The sequence below is a fragment of the Nocardiopsis sp. CNS-639 genome, assembly GCF_000381685.1.
Taxonomy (GTDB): Bacteria; Actinomycetota; Actinomycetes; order Streptosporangiales; family Streptosporangiaceae; genus Nocardiopsis; species Nocardiopsis dassonvillei.
In genome coordinates this window covers 358,578-376,823 of sequence record NZ_KB906858.1, presented here as the reverse complement: position 1 = coordinate 376,823, position 18,246 = coordinate 358,578, and the positions used below count along the sequence as shown (strand labels likewise).

Sequence of the window (18,246 nt, the reverse complement as noted above, 5' to 3'; positions counted from 1 at the left end):
GCGCGCGGCCCGTTCAGTCGGTGCCCGCCCCGTGGTAGCGGGGACTGCGGGCGTGCCATTCGCGGCTGCCGCCGAGCCAGGCCCACAGGCCCCACAGGAAGCGGCGCAGCTCCGGCGAGCCGGTGAGCGCCAGGGCGGCGGCCTCGGCCTCGAAGGCGTGCATCAGCTCGTCGTGGATGTCGACGGTGCGCCGCACCGCCTCACCCAGCGAGCAGCCGTCCTCGGTGGCGATCAGCCGGGGCAGGCTGAGGTCGGTGACGTCCTCCTTGCCCATGGAGTACAGGTCGTTGACGATCACGCTCGCGCTGCCCGCCAGGGTGAACACGCGGCGCACGCTGGGCTCGGAGAACACCTGGTGCGGCAGCTCGTACCCGGCGACCGCGTCGATGAGCGCCATGCACGGCACGAAGCTGTTCTCGTGCCGGTGCATGAGGAACTCCCAGACCGGCGGCCGGTGGCCGGTGGCCAGCCAGACGCCCTCCTGGTTGTAGGCCACGAACATGATCGCCAGCTCGTGGCGGAGCCTGCGCACCTGCGAGGCGGTGGCGTACAGGCCCAGGCCGTCCAGGCTGGAGCGCAGGGCCCGCATCACGGGGTCCGCGCGCACGACCTCCTCCAGCTGGGGCGCGTAGCGCAGCGGCAGGTGCGCCTGGTCGATGACCGAGTGGGCGATGGCCAGGCGCTGGCCGAGCAGCTCCGGCTGCGCCTCCTCGGCCTCGCCGTCGACGTAGTGGTCGTCCACGGACCACTCGGCCAGGGCGCACTTGGCCGCCGCCAGCAGCCGGTCGGGATCGTCGGTCTCGGGGTGGGCGAGCATGATGAGGCGTCCGAACCCGGCCGAGCGGACCCGGTCGAGCTGGCCGGGGTAGACCCCCATCTCCTCGGCCCACACCAGCAGCCGTTCGTCGACCTCGTCCCCCAGGGCGGGGTCGTCGCGGACGGCGGGCGGGCAGTACAGCGCCGGGATCCGCTCCCCGTCGACCTCGGGCCCCTCGGGTTCGGAGACGACGGTCGGCCCCTCGGGCGGGACACCGGTCCCCGGGCGCCCGGGCGCCGGGGCGGTGGGGCCCGGAGCGCCCAGGCCGCCGGGGTGGCCGGGGAGGCGGAGTCCGGTGCGCACGGCGAGGGCGCCGGGGCTCTGGTCGGCGACGTGGGAGTCGGGCAGCCGGAGCCGCAGCGCCGACGTGCCCACCTGGCGGGACCCCACGGGCAGCCGGGGCGCGGGAGGCGTCCGCGGTGCGGCCGGGGACGCCAGCAGGTCCGGTCTCCCGGGGCGCCGCGAATCACGGAGCAGGCGGTCCACCAGGGCCGCCACCTCGGGAGAGGCGGCGGAGGCGGACATCCTGGGCAGCGGTGGCACCGTCTAGACCTCCTTCCCTGACGGTGTCGGGTGCTCAGCCACGCGGGTGGACCTCGGCGTTCTCCAGGATTCCGATGGCGTCGGGGACGAGCACCGCGGCGGAGTAGTAGGTGCTGACGAGGTAGGAGATGACGGCCTTGTCGTCGATGCCCATGAAGCGCGCGTTGAGGCCGGGCTCGACCTCGTCGGGCAGGCCGGTCTGGTACAGGCCGATGACGCCCTCGTTGTCCTCGCCGGTGCGGACCGCGATGATCGAGGAGGTCTGGTGCTCGGTGACCGGGATCTTGCCGCAGGGCAGGAGGGGCACGCCGCGCCAGGCGGGCAGGTGGTGGCCGTTGACCTCGACGGTGCCGATGTTGAGGCCCCGGCTGTTGCACTCCTTGCCGAAGGCGGCGATGGCGCGGGGGTGGGCGAACATGTACTGGGTGTTGCGGCGCATGCTCAGCAGGTCGTCCAGGTCGTCGGGGGTGGGCGGCCCCGAGTGGGTCTGGATGCGCTGCTTGAACTCGGCGTTGTGGAGCAGGCCGAACTCGCGGTTGTTGACCAGTTCGTGCTCCTGGCGCTCGCGCAGGGCCTGGATGGTCAGCCGCAGCTGCTGCTCGGTCTGGTTCATCGGCTTGTTGTAGAGGTCGGCGACCCGGCTGTGCACCCGCAGCACGGTCTGGGCCACGCTCAGCTCGTACTCGCGCGGCCGCAGCTCGTAGTCCACGAAGGTGCTGGGCAGCTCGGCCTCGCCGACGTGGCCCGAGGACAGGGCGATCTCGGCCTCGCCGTGCTTGTTCTGCCGCTCGCCGGGCAGGGACAGGTACCGCTGGACGTGGGCCTGGAGGGCGGGCGAGTCGTCCAGGATCGCGATGAACTCGCGGCGGGGCAGCTCCAGCAGCGTGCCCGCCGTCGCGGCCTTGACGGTGTACTCCCACGCCGGTTCGGTGCCGAGCAGGTGCTGGTCGCCGAACCTGTCGCCGTCGGCCAGCACTCCCAGTCGGACGGCCTCGCCGTAGGGGCCGGTGCCGGTCTTGTGCACGCGCCCGTGCGCCAGCAGGAACAGGCTGTCGGCCGCCGTGCCCTCCTCCACCAGGACCTGGCCGTTCTCGAAGTCGCGCTGGACGAAGCGGTTGGCCAGGGCCGCCAGCACCTCCTCGTCGTCGAAGCCGCGCAGCAGGGCCAGCTCGCCGAGTTCGTGGGGGATGACCCGGACCCGGGCGCCGGTCTGCTCGAACTCGATCCGCCCGTCGCCGACGGTGTAGGTCAGCCGCCGGTTGACCCGGTAGGCGCCGCCGTCGGTGTGCACCCACGGCAGCATCCGGGTCAGCCAGCGGGAGCTGATGCCCTGCATCTGCGGCGTGGACTTGGTGGTGGTCGCCAGGTTCCGCGCGGCCGCGGTACCCAGGCTCTGCTGCTTGCTGCTCCGGACCTCAGGAGCCGAGTCGATCGACATCCGCCGTGTCTCTCCTCATGGTGGTGGCGAGCCCGTCCCGCGGGGCCGGGGGAGGTGGCCCCGCGGGCGGGAGCGCGCCGGGAAAGGTTGCGCGTATTCGGATACATGGCGTGACCCGGGCACGTCGGCGCACAGGCCAGCTTTCTCCGTAAACCGCTGATCACCCTAGGAGCACCCATTCGGGCTTCGCAGGGAAACGAGAATTTTTCTCGGAAGCGCCCGAGGGACCCCTGTCCCATATCCGTACCGCCTCGACCGGACCCGGGGGCGCACATCCCGACGAAAGGTACCTATCGATCACGCCACAAGCCCACGAACAGGGCGTACAACCCCAAAAACGCCCGCACTCCTCACGCCCGAGCACGAACAGATCTGCGAACAGAAACCACGAATTCATGACATTTCATGATGTGAATTTTCCATGAGGAAGGACCGGGCACACCGCCTCCCGGTCACCGAAGAGACGAATTACGGCCAACCGATGCCACGCCCGCACCGCGGCTCCGACGCGACCCGCGGGAGAACACCCGGACATTCAGTGGCACGGATCACACCGACCCGGCCGCACTCCCCCGCACACGCCCGCACACCGCCCCCGCGGCGCCTCCGCTCCCCGACCCGCCGACACCCCGGTGTGAATTCGTGTGCCCGGATCTGACATCATCCCAACTTGTACGTACACTCTGTACGGACAACATGTGTTCCGGCCTCCGACCTCCACGGGCCGCCCGCCGGGCCACCCCTGCGAACGGATACTTATGCGCGACGACCACGGGTCCCTGGTGCCCCTCTACCACTGGATGAACAAGATCCCCGGCGGGGCGATGCTGATCCCCCTGGTCCTGGGATCGGTCATCGGAACCTTCGCCCCCGGGGCGCTGGACATCGGCAGCTTCACCACCGCGCTGTTCAAGGACAGCGCGATGCCCCTGATCGCCCTGCTGATCTTCGCCACCGGCACCCAGGTCACGCTCCGCACGAGCGGACCCGTCCTGGCCACCACCGGTGTCGTGCTCCTGGGCAAGAGCATCGTCCCCGGCCTGCTGATCATCGCGCTCGCCGCGGTCACCGGCCCCGAGGGCCTCCTGGGCGTGTCGATCCTGGCGATGATCGCCGCCGCCACCAACGCCAACGGCGGACTGTGGCTGGCCATCACCGGCCAGTACGGGCGCGCCCGCGACCGCGGCGCCTACATCGCCGGAGCGGTCAACGACGGCCCCTTCTTCACGCTGCTGTTCATCGGCGCCTCGGGGCTGGGACAGATCCCGGTGACGACCCTGCTCGCCGCGATCATCCCGTTCGTGCTCGGCGTCGTCGTGGGCAACGTGGACTCCCAGTGGCGCGACGTGCTCAAGCCCGTGCCCGCCATCGTCATCCCGTTCTTCGCCTTCGCCCTCGGCGCGGGGATCAACCTGGCCGACGTGGCCCAGGGCGGGCTGACCGGCATCCTGCTGGGCGTGGTCATCACCCTGGTCACCGGCGGGTTCGTCTACCTCGGTTACCGGTTCCTGCTGCGGCGCGGCAAGGAGTCCGGCGTCGGCTTCGCCGCCGGCACCGCCTCCGGCAACGCCGTGGCCACCCCGGCCATCGTGGCCGCGGCCGACCCGTCGTTCGCCGCCTACGTGGGCACCGCGACCTCCCAGGTCGCCGCGAGCGTCCTGGTCACCGCCCTGCTGGCCCCGCTGGTGACCACGTGGGTCCTGCGCCGGGCCGGGGCCTCGCCCGCCGAGGCCGAGAAGGAGGAGCAGGCCCGCGCCGCCGCTTCGGCCGCGCCCGCCCAGGCCAAGGAGGACAACTCGTGAGCACACCCGAAGAGCCCCGCGTGGCCGTGGTCGCCGACGACCTGACCGGCGCGGGCGACACCGCCGTGCAGTTCCTGCGCGCGGGGTGGAGCACCGAGCTCCAGCTCTCCCCGGCCCCCTCCACCGCCGAGGTGGTGGCGGTCAGCACCGACTCCCGGGCACTGCCCGCGAAGCGGGCCGCCCTGGCCGCCGACGAGGCCGTCCGGCGCCTGCGCGGGGCGGGCGCGGCCCGCCTGTACAAGAAGGTCGACTCCACCCTGCGCGGCCCCATCCGCGCGGAGATCGACGCGACGCTCGCGGCCTGGTCGCCCGGCGCGGTCGCCGTGGTCTGCCCGGCCTTCCCGGCCACGGGGCGCACGGTCCGCGACGGGGTCCTCCTGGTCGACGGGGTCGAGGTGCACCGCACCGCGGTCGGCCGCGACCCGGTCACCCCGGTGACCGAGAGCCGGATCGCCGTCCTGCTGGGCGCCGAGCACGTCCGGCTCACCGGCGACGACGCCCGCGCCGACGCCGAACTGCTGCGCGCCGCCGGCCCGGTCGTGGTCGCGGACGCCGAGACCGAGGAGGACCTGGACCGCCTCGCGGCGGCCGTCACCGCCCTGGGGCCGGACGCCGTGCCGGTGGGCTCGGCCGGGCTCGCCTCCCGGCTGGCCCGCTCCTGGGCCGAGCAGGAGGCCCCGGCGCCCGCGCTGGTGGTCGTCACCTCGCTGCACCAGACCGCACGCGGCCAGGTGGAGGAGCTGGTGGCCGACCCGCGCACCCGCATCGAACAGCCCGCGCCGGGCGACCTCGCCGACGAGGAGGCGTGGCTCTCCTGGACCCGCGGGGCGCTGGAGCGCTTCGACCCCTCGACGGCCCACACGGCGCTGGTGGCGCCCGAGGACCGCGACGGGCAGCTCGACCCGGCCGCCGTGGCCCGCCGCATGGGCGAGTTCGCCGCCGCCCTGGCCGGACGGCACGAGCTGTCCGGGTTCGTCGTCACCGGCGGCGACGGGGCGCGCGCCCTGACCCGGGCGCTGGAGGCCCGCGCCATCGCCCTGACCGGCGAGGTCGCGCCCGGCATCCCGATCGGCACGCTGTCCGGCGGACCCCGGCACGGCCGCGCCATCGTCACCAAGGCCGGGGGATTCGGATCCCCCACCGCACTACTGGAGGCCGCCGAGGCGGTCCGCCACCCGAAAGGCAGGAACGCTTGACTTCTCTCCCATTTGAAGCAGGGAGATTCTTCCCTCGCGGGTTGAGCTTTCTGCTTCGCAGCCGGTTGCCGACCCGAACTAACGGCGGGGGGCGGGGTACCGCCCATCGGTCTTACACCAGCTCCACAGACATCACTTTCCGCCAGCCCGGCGGTAGGCCGACCCGGACTTGGTTCTCGTGCGAGCCGACGCGAGCCAGGTTAGCAGTGGTTCACGGGTTCGGTGAATCTGGTGGGACGTGATCCGCTCGAGGGCGAATTACCTTTTCCCGTTTTACTCCACAGAGGTCCGATTCCTCCCTGGCCTGAAGGCCAGAGTTTCCTCGAAAGGATTCAGATGAGCCGTCCCACACTGGCAGTCACCCTGGGCGACGTGGCGGGGATCGGCCCCGAGATCACGGCCAAGGCGCTGCTGCACCACCCCGAGGTCCGCGAGTACGCCAAGCCGGTCGTGGTCGGTGACGCCGACGCGCTGCGGGGCGCCGTCGCCGCCGTCGGCGGGGACCCGGAGGCGGTCAACACCGTCGCCTCCCCGGCCGAGGCCGCCGACGAGCCCGGCGTGATCGACGTCGTGCAGACCGGCCCCTCGCTGGGCCACGTCCCCCCGGGCGAGCTGAGCGCGGAGGCCGGCGACGGGGCGGCCCGGTTCGTCATCGCCGCCGTGGACCTGGCCAAGCGCGGTCTGGTGGAGGGCATCGTCACCCCGCCGCTGAACAAGGCCGCGATGCACCTGGGCGGCCACGCCTGGCCCGGGCACACCGAGCTGCTCGCGCACGAGTTCGGGGTGAAGGACTACAGCCTGGTGCTGTCGGCGGACGAGCTGTCCTTCTTCCACCTGACCACGCACGTGTCGCTGCGCCAGGCCATCGAGGGCGTCACCCAGGAGCGCACCCTCCAGGTGCTGCGCCTGATGAGCGCCTTCGCCCGCGCCCAGGGCAGCCCGGACGAGCCCATCGGGGTGGCGGGCCTGAACCCGCACGCGGGTGAGAACCGCCTGTTCGGCGACGAGGACGCCGACGTCCTGGCGCCCGCGATCGCCCGCGCCCGCGAGGAGGGCATCAACGCCCACGGTCCGCTCCCCGCCGACGCCCTGATCCCGGCGGCGGTCAAGGGCAAGTGGAAGCTGGTCGCGGTCTGCTACCACGACCAGGGGCACGCGCCCTTCAAGGCGGTCTACGGGGACGACGGGGTCAACATCACCGCGGGCCTGCCGGTGGTGCGCGTCTCGGTCGACCACGGCACGGCCTTCGACATCGCGGGCCGGGGCATCGCCCGCGAGGCCAGCCTCGTGCTGGCGATCCGCCGCGCGGCCGAACTGGCCCCCGGCTGGGGCCACGTCTGGCAGGCCACCCGCTCCGAGGGGTAGCCGGTCCGGGGGTGTGCGCGCCCGTGCGCGCACCCCGGACCCCGTGGTGCGCGGGGGACGCCCGCACGCCACCGCGGCCTCGACACCGACCGGCCTCCCGTGGGAAACCGGGGGCCGCATCCGCACACCGCCGTGTTCCCCCGGCAGACCCGCCTGTGGTGGGCGCCCCGCCCGTCCTGCGGGGCGCCCACCACAGGCGGGCCCGTTCCACGGGTCTCCCCCGCCCCGGACGACGTGTCCGCCGCGCGGTCCGGGGACCGGACGCGGGCGCGGCACACAAGGCCCCCGCTCCGGGGCGACCCTCCCTGGAGGAGGGACGACCCTAGAATGATCCGCATGCCCGTGGACCGCACCGACCCCCGACCGCTGCACGCGCAGATCGCCGGAGCGCTGCGCGCGGAGATCCGCGACCGCTCGATCGCCCCCGGCGACACCCTGCCCAGCGAGGCGGCCCTGCGCGAGCGGTTCGGGGTCTCGCGCAGCGTCGTGCGCCAGGCGCTGGCGACGCTGGAGGACGAGGGCGCGGTCCGCCGGACCCGGGGGCGCGCGGCGGTCGCCGCCGTGCCCACCGAGCACCACCGGTTCGTGCAGCGGGTGACCGGGCTGTTCGACCAGTTCTCCGCCGACGGCCTGCGCCTGTCCACCGCCGTGCTGTCCCTGGAGGCCACCCGTTCGGGCGTGCCCTCCGCGACGCGCCACCTGGGCACGCGCGAGCTGCTGCGCCTGGAGCGGATGCGCTCCCTGGACGGCGACCCCCTGTCCTACGTGCGCACCTGGCTGCCCGCCGAGCGCTTCGCCGCGCTGGACGCCGCGATGCTGCGCGACGCCTCCCTGCACCGGTTGATGGAGGAGCGCTTCGCGGCGGTGCCCACGAGCGGGCGCAGGCAGATCCGCGCCGTGCCCGCCGACCCGCGCATCGCCCGGGAGCTGGGCGTGGCCGCCGACGCGCCGCTGCTGCTGCTGGAGGGCGGGACCTTCGACCAGCAGGGCGCGCCCCTGGAGTGGTTCGAGAGCTGGCACCGCTCCGACCGGGTGGTCTTCGACATCGAGGCCGAGGGCGCCGCCGACCAGGTGCGCATCGCCCCGGACCCGTCGCTGACCGCCTCCCGGCCCGAGGCCCCGGCGGGCGCGGCCCGCGAACCGGGCCTGGACCGTGCCGTGCGGCTGGCCGAGGAGCTGCGCGCCGAACTGGACCGCCTGCGCCGGGAGGGCTGAGCGCTCGGGAGGGCCCGGCCCCGCGGCGGGGACGGCCTCGGGGACACCGCGTTCGCGGCGGGTCCACCGGTGCCGGACGCGTCGGCGGCCCCCTCTCCACCGCTGCGGCCGAGAGGGTTCGCCGGAGCGCGCCGCCCGGGGTGCGGGCGGCCCGCACGCCGCACCGGCCGTGTCCTCGGCCCGTTCGCTACCCGACCGGGCGGGGCCGTACAAGGGCCGTCCGTCATGCGCGCGCCCTCCCCCGGCCATGCGGGCGGCCAGGACACGGAACCGGCAGGTGATGACGGCGGGCCTGTCCGCAAGCGGTCAGCGGGCTTTCGGCCGGGACGGGGCGGGGTATCTCCATCTCCCGCGCACCTCCGGCGACCCGACGCGCGGGCGCGGCGGTGTCCCCCGCCCACCGACACGACCCCTCACAGCGAACCGCGAAGGACCTCCCCCGAGAACCCCGGCGAAGGCCAGGAGAGGAAACACCATGCCCCACACCCTCAAGCGGGCGGCCGCGACCCTGGCGCTCGCCGCCGGGCTCACCGCCGGGACCGCGGGCGTCGCCGCGGCCGCGGTCAGCTACGTCGGCGGCGGGACGTGGTACCACGGGCTCACCTCCTCGGTCGTGTACTCCGACTACTTCCACGGGTCGCGCTGCCACGGCTCCACGGCGGTGGGCAGGTACACCGTCACCTCCGCCGCGTACCTGCCGGGGTACACCTCCCGGGCGTCGGCCCCCCGCGCCCTGTCCAACAACGAGAGCTACTGGAGGCACTGCGGGTAACCGACCGCGACGGACCCGCTGACGTCCCCCCGTCAGCGGGTCGCCCCCGTGTCCGCGAGCGCTCCAGGAGACCATGCCCAACCGGACCATCGCCTTCGCCCACACCGCGTTCCCGCTGCTGGCCGCGCTCATCGCCGCGCTGCTGCTGGCCACGTGGGAGCTGACGATCCCCACCGCGCAGCACTCGGCGGTGGTGTGGATCGTCGAGGACGAGGGCACCTCCGACAGCGCCCGGGTCGCGGAGACCGTCGAGCGCGTCGCCGCCGAACAGGACGTGGCCATCGGCTTCACCGCCCCGGACGTGCGCACTCCCGAGTCGCTGTCGCACCTGTACCTGGCCGTGGGAGACCCCGACTCCCGGTACGCCGACTGGCTCACCGAGGGCTACCCGTCCTTCAACCCGGCCACGGAGCTGCGCGTCCATCCCGTCGAGGCGCTCGCCGAACGCAGCCCGCGCGGCTACTACCTGATCTTCGGCCCGCCCGAGAACGCGCGGGTGCTCACCGACGCGCTCGCCGAGCACGGCCTGCGCCCGGACGAGGGCGGCAGCCAGGCGCGGCTGTGGCAGTCCTTCCTCGGCGGCCCGCTGTTCAACGTCCTGGCCCTGGCGCTGCTGGCGGGTGTCACCGCGGTCGGCGCGGGGGTGCTGCTCGGTTCCCGGGACTACGCCGTCCAGCGGCTGCTGGGGCGCTCCTACGGGCGGATCCTGCTGCGCGACCTGGGTCGGGTCGCACGGCTGTGGGGCGCGGCCCTGCCCGGCGTCGCCCTGGTCACCCTGGCCTGCCTGGGCCTCTACAACGGCTGGAACCAGCTCGGTTTCTTCGCCCTGGTCGCCCTGGTGTTCGCGGGGGTCTTCGCCGCCGTGGCGGTGGCCGTGCACGCCGCGGTGCTCGGGTTGGTGCACACCACCGCGATCCTGCCCGCGCTCAAGGGCCGCATCCCCGTGCGCACCGCCCAGGCGGGCGCCTACCTGGTGCGCGTGCCCGTGCTGCTCCTGGTGCTCGCCGTCCTGGGGTCGGTCGTCCACCTGGCGCAGACCACCCGGGAGCAGCGGGCCTCGCTGGAGACCTTCGCCCGGACCGGCCAGACCTCGCACGCCACCCTCAACGGCAGCGTCGGCATGGAGGACTCCGAGGCCGCCAACGCCCTCCTCGGCCCCTGGCTGCGCCGGGCCGACCGGGAGGGCCGGGTCGTCATCGCCGACCAGCACGCGCCCGAGTCCGTCGTGCCGGTCGGGTCCGGGCGACCCGGGTTCGACGTGCTCGTGGTCAACGACACCTACCTGGAGAAGCAGGAGATCGTGTCCCCCTCGGGCGAGCGCTACGGCCCCGCCGTCTCCGAGGAGCGGGTCCGGGTCCTGCTCCCGCCGGCGCACGCCTCCCACCGCGAGGACATCGAGCGGGCGATGCCGGACTGGCTCCGCCTCCAGAACGGCGGCGGGGAGTCCGGGGCCGACGTCGAGGTCCTGCCCGCGGCCGACGGCCAGACGGTGTTCACCTACGGGTCGCGGGCCCCCTTCGCCCAGCAGAAACCACCCTTCCTGCGCGACCCGGTGGTCATCGCCCTGCCCAACGGTTCCGTGCTCTCCGACAGCGCCTACGTCACCTACATGACCCACGAGGCCGTGCTGTTCCCCGATCCGGGTGTGGTGGAACGGGCGAGGGAGGCCGATCCGCGGATGGCCGAGTACGTCAACGCGGTCCAGCCGATCCTCAACAAGGCGGCCGGGGCCTACGCCGCCGACCTGAACCTGCTGCGGATCGAGGCGTTCAACCTGGTCGCCGGGACCGCCCTGCTGCTGTTGACCGGCATCGCCTCGTGCGTCATCCACGCGCGCACCCGGGCCCAGACCGTCTTCGCCCGGCACATCAGCGGGTGGGGGTTCCTCGCCACGCACCGGCGGTTCCTGGCTGTCGAGGCGGGGATCTCGCTGGGCTTCGCGGGCTGGGCCGCGTGGGACTCGCTCACCACGCTGCGGGCGCTGCGCGACCCCGCCAGGATGCCGCCGCCCGAGCTGGTGCCGACCACCGGGTTCGAACCCCTCTACGCCGCGGCCATCGCGGCGGCCGGACTCGCCCTGACCCTGGGCGCGCTCGCCTTCTTCCACCGCCGTATCGTCCGCGAGGGCTCCTCGCAGGCCTGATGAACCCCGGGAGGCAGCATGATCACCGTCGAGAAGCTCACCAAGTCCTTCAGCTCCCGCGTGCTGTGGCAGGACCTGGACCTGACCGTGGAGGCCGGGCGGATGCTGGCCCTGGTGGGCGCCAGCGGATCGGGCAAGACCACCCTGCTCAACTGCATGGGGCTGCTGGAGAGGCCCAGCGCGGGCCGGATCCTCTTCGAGGGCACCGACATCACCCGTCTGGGACCGGGAGGGCAGCGGCGCTTCCGCGCCGACAGACTCGGCTACCTGTTCCAGAACTACGCCCTGGTGGAGAGCGTGTCCGTCCGGGCCAACCTCGACATCGTCAAGCGGCACGGCACCAGGTCGCGCCAGGCCGCGGCTCTGGAGCGGGTGGGCCTGGCGGGACGGGAGCAGGAGAGGGTGCACCGGTTGTCCGGAGGTGAGCAGCAGCGCGTGGCGCTGGCCCGCGTGCTGGTCAAGCAGCCCTCCCTGGTGCTGGCCGACGAACCCACCGGCGCGCTGGACCACGACAACGGCGCGATGGTCGTGGAGGTGCTGCGCCAGCTGAGCCGGGAGGGCTGCGCGGTGGTGATCGCCACGCACGACGACGCCGTCCGGAACGCGTGCGACGCCGCCTTCGACGTGGGCGCGGGGCGGGAGGCGGACGCGACCGGCGGCCGGTAGCGGCGAGGGCCCGGGGACAGGTCCGTCACCCGCCCGTCGGGCCGGGGGTCCGGGCGACGGCGGGGATCCCAGCGACCGGTGGCGGCGGGACCGGGGAGATCACGCGACCGGCGGCCGACAGCGGCGGGACCGAGGGCCGGTGGCAACGGGGTCACCCGGCGGCGAGCGTTCCCCGAACGGCGGCGGCGGGCGGTCCGGCACCCCGACGGACGCGGCCCCGCCTCGCGGCCCCACGACTGTCCGCGACCGCTGGAATACTGCTGCGCATGCCCCTTCCCCTTCCCCTCCCCCTCCCGGCGGACCCCTCCTCCTCGACGCTCCTGCTGGACCGGGCCCGGGCCCAGGATCCCGGCCTCCGGCAGCAGGCCCTCGACCTGCTCGACGCGGTCGAGGCGCGGCTGGCCCTGCGCCACCGCGCCCGGGGACGGCTCATGTCCGACCTGGCGGAGCACTTCGCCTCCTCCGGCCTGCCCGAGGCGTACCTGCCCTGGTTCTGGGACACGGTCGGCCACCGCCTGGCCGCACCGGACAGGAAGCGCGCGGGGTCGGCCTTCACCCGGGCGCGCGAGGCGGAGGCCGCGCACACGCTCCCCGTCGATCCCCACCACACCGTGGAGAACGCCCTGCTCTTCGCCCGGCACGGCGCCCTCCCCGCCAAGGAGTTGGGCGCTCACCGCGCCAGGCTCGCCGCACTCCTGCCACCGCGGGAGGCGCACCGGGAGTTCCTGCGCTTCCTGGACTCCTGGACGGCCGGTGGCGCACCGGTCCCCGCCGGGCTGCCCTCCCGGCTGCGCGCCTCGGCCGGGGCGGCGGAGCTGGGGAGGGCCGAGGAGGCGCGTGCCCTGGGCCGGGTGCTGGCGGCCTCCGGGGGGCGCGAGATCCCGGTGAGCGTGCTGGAGGCGGCGGACCGGGTCTTCGCCGAGGCACCGCCGTCCGAGGAGGACCGCCCCGGCCTGGCCGTCCTCTTCCCCGCCTCGATCACCGACGGCGCCCCGTGGCTGCGTCTTCTGGAGACCACCGGCGTCGCCGAGGACATGGCTCAAGGGCGCCTGCTCCCGGAGGGCGGCTACGGCGCCTGGCTGTCGCGCTACTTCTTCATGTACGGCTACCGGTGGGTGGGCCAGGGCGTGACCCGGCAGCGGATGCCCGGGGAACTGTACGCGCTGCTGGGGCGCATCGCCCCGCGGATCCGCGAGGAGAAGGCCCCCGTACGCCTCTACGAGGGCCGCTACCGGCACGGCCGCGTGGACGGCGAACTCGTGAGGGCCTGCGAGTCACACGGCATCGTGGTGGACCTGCCCGCGGGGGCCGGGCGCCCCCTCCGCGGCCCCCGGAACACCGAAGGCGGGACGAGGCCGCACCCGCGGTTCCTGGAGCAGATGAACGCCGAGGTCGAACGGGTCCGGGGCGGTCTGCTGGAGTCGGCGGACAGGGGGCTCACCGAACTCGACGCCTGCCTCTCCCACGATGTCATGCGCAACCTGGACGAGGTCGAGGAGATCCTGGACGGACTCGACCTGGCCGCGCCCCTGGCCCGCACCCTCCGGTTCGGGGTGCCCGGCGAGTACGGCTGGCGGGCCTTCGAGGAGGCCGTGGCCGAGATCGGCGCCCGCGACGGCGGCGTCCGGGGCATGACCTCCACGTGGCCGGTGCTGACCGTCTACGGCAGGGACGCGGCGGTGGCCGTGGACCACCGGGAGAGGCGCGGGTCCTGCTCCTTCACCCTGCCCGAGGACGCCGACAGGCACACCGTGCACTTCGTGGGCGGGGACTTCCAGGTGTCCTGGACCACCAGCGGGAAGACCGACGGCCACCGGTCGCAGCGGGCGCTGTGGTGTTCGGCGCCCGAGGACGTGTTCGACACGGCCTCCTCCCCGGCCCTCTTCGACCACGGCAGCGCCCACTGCTACGACCTCGGCCTCGTCCTGGCCTCTCCGGACGGGGGCCGCTACGACCAGGACGGAGTCCTGCGCCCCGGGGACCGCCGGGGCGTCACACAGGTCCACGACCACCTGGGCGACGGCGCACGCGTCTGGTCGAACATCCACAAGGGCGACAGCGGTTTTCCGGAGGTGGACGCGGCCACCGGCATCAGCGGAGGCCTCACCTGCCCCGACTTCCTCACCCCGGACCCCCGGCTGGATTACGTCGACTACCTGGACACGCGCCTGCACCTGGTCGGCCTGCCGGAGGGGGTGGACGGCTCCCCGCTGGGTTCGGCGGACGGGCTCGCGGGCTTCCGCGTCGTCTGGACCGGCCCCGGCGCGGAGGGGGTCCGGAAGGCCCAGCGGGCCCTGGAGGGCGCCGACGGGCGGCGCGCTCCGCTCCCCGACCACCCGGGCCTGACGTACTGGGGTGTGCTGCGCATGCCCGGCGGGACCGCGGAAGGGCTGCTGGCCTACCGCTGGAAGGAGGGCCACACGGTGATCCAGTGCCGGGACGCCGACGACCGTTCCCTGCTCTGGGAGACCTGGGCCTACCCCAAGGCCCGGCTGAGGAACCACGAGGGCAACGGCCTGATCCCCCTGATGCCGCCGCCCGCCTTCTGGCACTTCCTGTCCCCGCGCGACCCGGCCGCCTCCCGAGCCCTGCGCCGGGTGGACGAGGCCACCGCGCGCCGACTCATCGAGGCGGCCCTGCACGCGCCCGGCACCGAGGACCCCTCCTCCCCCGAGGCGCTGCTCGCATCCTCGGCCCGGACCTCGCCCGCGCGCGCGGCCGCCGTGCGCGAGGCCCTGTCCCGCCTGCTGCCCGAGGTCACCGACGAGGCACTGATCGACGGCACGGGCGGTCTGGTGTGGGCGGTGCTGTGGGCCGCCGAACTGCGCCTGCGCCGGGAGGAGGTGTCCCGGCGCACCGCGCTCGTGCGCGCCGGCGCCCTGCTGAGCCCCCTGGCGGAGGCCATCGACGCGGATCTGGAGAAGGCGCTGGCGGGACTGTTCGACTCCCCGGAGACAGCGTTCCGATCCTCCTCCCGCGACCTGGCGGCCACGGTCACCGCCCTGACCGCCGACGGCGCGCGGCTGCGCGGCCGCACCGACGAACACACCCGGAGGCTGAGCCCGCCCGGCGCGCCCGCGCGCTGGGACCCTCTGCTCGGCCGCACCGACGCGGTCCTGTGGCGTCTGGCCACCGGCGGCGCGGGCCCCCGCGAGCGCGAGGCGCTGGTGGCGCTGCTGCGCGTGTGGGCCGATCAGCCCTTCGCTGAACGGGGGACGGCGTGGGTGTGCGGCCTGGCCACCGGCGCCTCACTCGCGCACCTGCTGGCCGCCGGGCGGGCCGTCATCGTCGAACCGCCCTCCCCCCTGCTGCGCAGGCACGGCAGGGAGGCGCGGCACTGGTCGGGCCGCTACCTGCCGGAGCGGCGCTATGTCTACGTGCGCGCGGAGTCGGCCCCCGCACCGGAGGGGGCCGAGGAGCAGGACCCGGTGCGGATCGAACGCGACGAGGCCGCCCGGCTGCACCGCTTCCTGGAACTCCTCGACCAGCGGGGCCCGGTGGTGTTCGGTCCCGAGGCGGTCGCGGCCTTCCGCACGATCACACGGGTCGCCGGGGCCACCGCCGAGTTCGTCCTGTCCGGGGAGTTCGGCCGTCCCGGGGCAGCGCCGGAGAAGGGCGCCGCCCGCGCGGAGTACCGCAGGACGGGCGCGAGGCTGAGCACCGAGCAGCGCCGCCGCATGCTCGTGGCGGCCGTGCCCGACGACCCGGCCGACCTGTGGGAGCCCGGCGGCACCGTCGCCGCGGCCGAGCGCATGGCCCGGGTGTGGGTCGAGATCCTCGGGGCCCAGCCGACCAGGGCCGAACTGGCCGCCGCGAAGGCCGAGTCCGAGGTGCCGGACCTGTTCGCCGCGGACCTGGCCATGGACCCCTTCTGGACCGGCCTGCTCGCCGACCCCTCCGGGGAGGGCCACGCCGCCGCCGACCAGCCCCGCCACCTGGTCCAGAACTCCTGGGGAAGCCTGGAGGTCCGCCGCGACGACACCAGGGAGAGGATCCACGGCGTCGGCGCCCTCGCCCTGCCCTTCCGCGACCCGGCCACCGTGCTCTCCTGGGCCGCGCTCCAGCTGCCGGTGGGCCATCCCGCCGCCGCGGGAGCGGCCCAACTGCACGCGCGCCTCTCTGCGGGGCTGCGCCGCCCCGGGTCCTGCGTTCCGCTGTCCTGCGACGTGCCCGCCCCCGCGGTCCGGGCGTGGGCGGAGCGGGCCGGGGCCGTCCCCGTCCGGGTCGGTCCGGAGCGCTCCCTCGAACCCGGCTCCGCCGCGTGGCCGATGCACAGCGACGGCGTTCTCGTCCTCCACGAGCCCAGGATGGACCGCCCGGTCGTGCCCGTGCTGCTGACCGCGGGGCTGTTCGACCCCGCCGCCGTCGAGCGCACGGTGGAGGCGCTGGCCGGACTGGACCTGCACGACACCGCCCGGGAGGTCCGCAGGGCGGCGGCGCTGTACGGCGGGCTGGCCCGCACGGCCGCGCGCGCGTCCGACACCCCGGTTCCGGCGGGCGGTTTCGAGGCCGACCCGCGCCTGAGCGTCCCCGACCTGGTGGAGGAGGTCGCGGGCAGGCTGGACTCGGACGCCGACGCGGCGGCACTGTACCTGCAACTGCTCACCCTGTCCCGGCCCACCGACCGCAACGTGCGCCGGTGGAACGGCTGGGCGCCCGCGCACCACAGGAGGACCGCCGCCCGCCTCCTGGAGACCGGCGCGGTCGAACAGGGCAGGCGTTCACGGGCCGGGCGGACGCTCTTCGTCCCCGGTGACTGGACGGAGCTCAAGGCACCGCACCTGCCCCTGGAGACGGCCAAGCTCGAATCCCACCTGGTCCGGGCCAGGTTCGACAAGCAGATCGAGGGGCCCCTCAACGGGGTGTGGCCCGTGGCGCCCGCGCACGAGATGTTCGCCCGGGCGTGGAGGGAGCGCGGCCCGGCGTGAGGGCGGGGCCGGCCCGGGCCCATGGCGAGGCCACCGGGAGGCCCCCGGATTCGGCGTCCGCGAGTTCAGCGCCCGCGGCGCCGACCCGTCGCGGCCAACGCCCGCTGCCACCACCCCTGGGCCTCGCCGGGCCTGCCCCGCCCCTGGAGCAGCACGCCGAGGTTGTACATGGCGGCGGTGTGGCCGAACTCAGCGGCACGGCGGTACCAGGTCTCGGCCTCGTCCTTGTCCCCCTCTCGGTGAAGCAGAAACGCGAGGTTGTACATGGCCTGGGTGTTGCCGTTCTTGGCGGCGCGCCGGTACCACACATCGGCCCCGCCGAGCTCGCCCCGGTCCTCCAACAGGGACCCGAGGTTGTACATGGCGTGCGCGTTGCCGTTCTTGCCGACGGCGTTGCGGAACCAGGATTCAGCTTCGTCGAGCCGCCCCCGTCCCCGCAACAGGACGCCGAGGTCGTTCATGGCCTGGAGATGTCCGTCCTCGGCGGCACGGCGGAACCACCCCTCGGCCTCGTCCAGCTCACCCTGTCCCCGCAGCAGGACACCGAGGTTGTTCATGGCATCGGTGTGACCGTCCTCGACCGCGCGGCGGAGCCACCCCTCGGCCTCGTCCGGCTCGCCCCGGTCCCCCAACAGGCTCCCGAGGTTGTTCATGGCACCGGTGTGACCGTCCTCAGCAGCCCGGCGGAACCACTCCTCGGCCTCCCCCAGGTCACCCCGGTCCTCCAACAGTCTCCCGAGGTTGTCCATGGCCTCGGTACTGCCCGCCTCGACGGCACGGCGGTACCAGGTCTCCGCCTTGTCCTTCTCGCCCCAGACCCCGAACCTGAGGCCGATGCTGATCATGGCGTCGGGTTCACCGGCCTCGGCCCTGTCCCTCCACTCCCGCGGCACGTCTCCCCACTCGTAGGCCTGCTCGTCCCCACCCTGTCCGCCGCCGGTCGGAGGCCGGAGCGCCGGGGGCGGTGCTTCGGCCCGGGGTTCGCCGTGGGCCGCGGAAGAAGAGGACAGGGTGCCGTTGGAGGCGTCCTGCCACAGGCCCAGGAGGCGTTCGACCTCGGTGTCGGCGTCGGCGCCGCGGACCGCCTCCGCCAGGACCTCGGTGATCATCTCGACCGCGCCCTTGGGCGGCAGGTCCGGCTTGGTGAGGGTGTCGTGAACCTTGGTGTGGGACATGGGCACCCCCTTGGCGTCCAGGGCGCGCTGGATCTGTCGGGAGGAGGGCCAGCCGGCCCGGTGGTGCAACTCATGCAGCGCGCGGTTGAGCTCGTCGAGCCCACCCGGGGGCAGATCGGGACGCTTCCAGGGCCGGGGCACGCCAGTCCTTCCGGATCGGTGCGGTCCATGACAGAAACTGCCAGA

At 74.2% G+C, this 18,246-nt stretch carries 11 protein-coding genes; 8 read left to right on the top strand and 3 right to left on the bottom strand.

Translation table 11 applies throughout. From position 1 onward, the window contains the following. Positions 1 to 13: 13 nt before the first annotated feature. Together G011_RS0110920 and G011_RS0110915 are read right to left on the bottom strand one after the other, a co-directional pair. Entirely contained in the window at positions 14 to 1,342 is a 1,329-nt protein-coding gene (locus G011_RS0110920; protein WP_019608510.1) for a family 2 encapsulin nanocompartment cargo protein terpene cyclase, read from the bottom strand. Positions 1,343 to 1,394: 52 nt separating this feature from the next. Continuing rightward, positions 1,395 to 2,798 carry a family 2B encapsulin nanocompartment shell protein gene (locus G011_RS0110915; RefSeq protein WP_019608509.1) on the bottom strand — a complete coding sequence of 468 codons (1,404 nt, stop codon included), beginning with the start codon at positions 2,796 to 2,798 and terminating at the stop codon, positions 1,395 to 1,397. A gap of 758 nt (positions 2,799 to 3,556) precedes the next feature. Here G011_RS0110915 and G011_RS0110910 point away from each other — a divergent pair. The 8 genes from G011_RS0110910 (at position 3,557) to G011_RS0110875 (ending at position 16,885) form a co-directional block, all read left to right on the top strand. Further along, complete coding sequence (locus G011_RS0110910; RefSeq protein WP_019608508.1) at positions 3,557 to 4,600, top strand: 2-keto-3-deoxygluconate permease; 1,044 nt, start codon at positions 3,557 to 3,559, stop codon at positions 4,598 to 4,600. Continuing rightward, a complete protein-coding gene (locus G011_RS0110905; protein ID WP_019608507.1) occupies positions 4,597 to 5,796 on the top strand; it encodes a four-carbon acid sugar kinase family protein in 1,200 nt (399 codons plus the stop codon). The genes G011_RS0110910 and G011_RS0110905 overlap by 4 nt, the downstream gene beginning before the upstream one ends. A 336-nt stretch (positions 5,797 to 6,132) precedes the next feature. Next, on the top strand, positions 6,133 to 7,161 hold the full coding sequence (pdxA, locus tag G011_RS0110900; RefSeq protein WP_019608506.1) for a 4-hydroxythreonine-4-phosphate dehydrogenase PdxA: 1,029 nt from the start codon (positions 6,133 to 6,135) through the stop codon (positions 7,159 to 7,161). A gap of 327 nt (positions 7,162 to 7,488) precedes the next feature. Beyond that, positions 7,489 to 8,376, top strand: coding sequence for a GntR family transcriptional regulator (locus G011_RS0110895; RefSeq protein ID WP_013153649.1), 888 nt, complete (start codon positions 7,489 to 7,491; stop codon positions 8,374 to 8,376). A 475-nt stretch (positions 8,377 to 8,851) separates the two neighbouring features. Then, complete coding sequence (locus tag G011_RS0110890; protein ID WP_019608505.1) at positions 8,852 to 9,148, top strand: lactococcin 972 family bacteriocin; 297 nt, start codon at positions 8,852 to 8,854, stop codon at positions 9,146 to 9,148. Between the two features lie 73 nt (positions 9,149 to 9,221). Beyond that, positions 9,222 to 11,291 (top strand): hypothetical protein, encoded by a 2,070-nt coding sequence (locus tag G011_RS0110885; protein WP_019608504.1) that lies wholly within the window; start codon positions 9,222 to 9,224, stop codon positions 11,289 to 11,291. Between the two features lie 18 nt (positions 11,292 to 11,309). Continuing rightward, the gene (locus G011_RS0110880) at positions 11,310 to 11,957 is read left to right on the top strand and encodes an ABC transporter ATP-binding protein (protein WP_019608503.1); all 648 of its coding nucleotides are present in this window, start codon (positions 11,310 to 11,312) and stop codon (positions 11,955 to 11,957) included. Between the two features lie 266 nt (positions 11,958 to 12,223). Next, positions 12,224 to 16,885, top strand: coding sequence for a hypothetical protein (locus tag G011_RS0110875; RefSeq protein ID WP_019608502.1), 4,662 nt, complete (start codon positions 12,224 to 12,226; stop codon positions 16,883 to 16,885). A 65-nt stretch (positions 16,886 to 16,950) separates the two neighbouring features. On the opposite strand, the gene G011_RS0110870 is transcribed toward G011_RS0110875, so the two are convergent. Continuing rightward, positions 16,951 to 18,201: a tetratricopeptide repeat protein gene (locus G011_RS0110870; RefSeq protein ID WP_019608501.1), complete on the bottom strand. Its 1,251-nt coding sequence runs from the start codon at positions 18,199 to 18,201 to the stop codon at positions 16,951 to 16,953. Between the last annotated feature and the right edge of the window lie 45 nt (positions 18,202 to 18,246).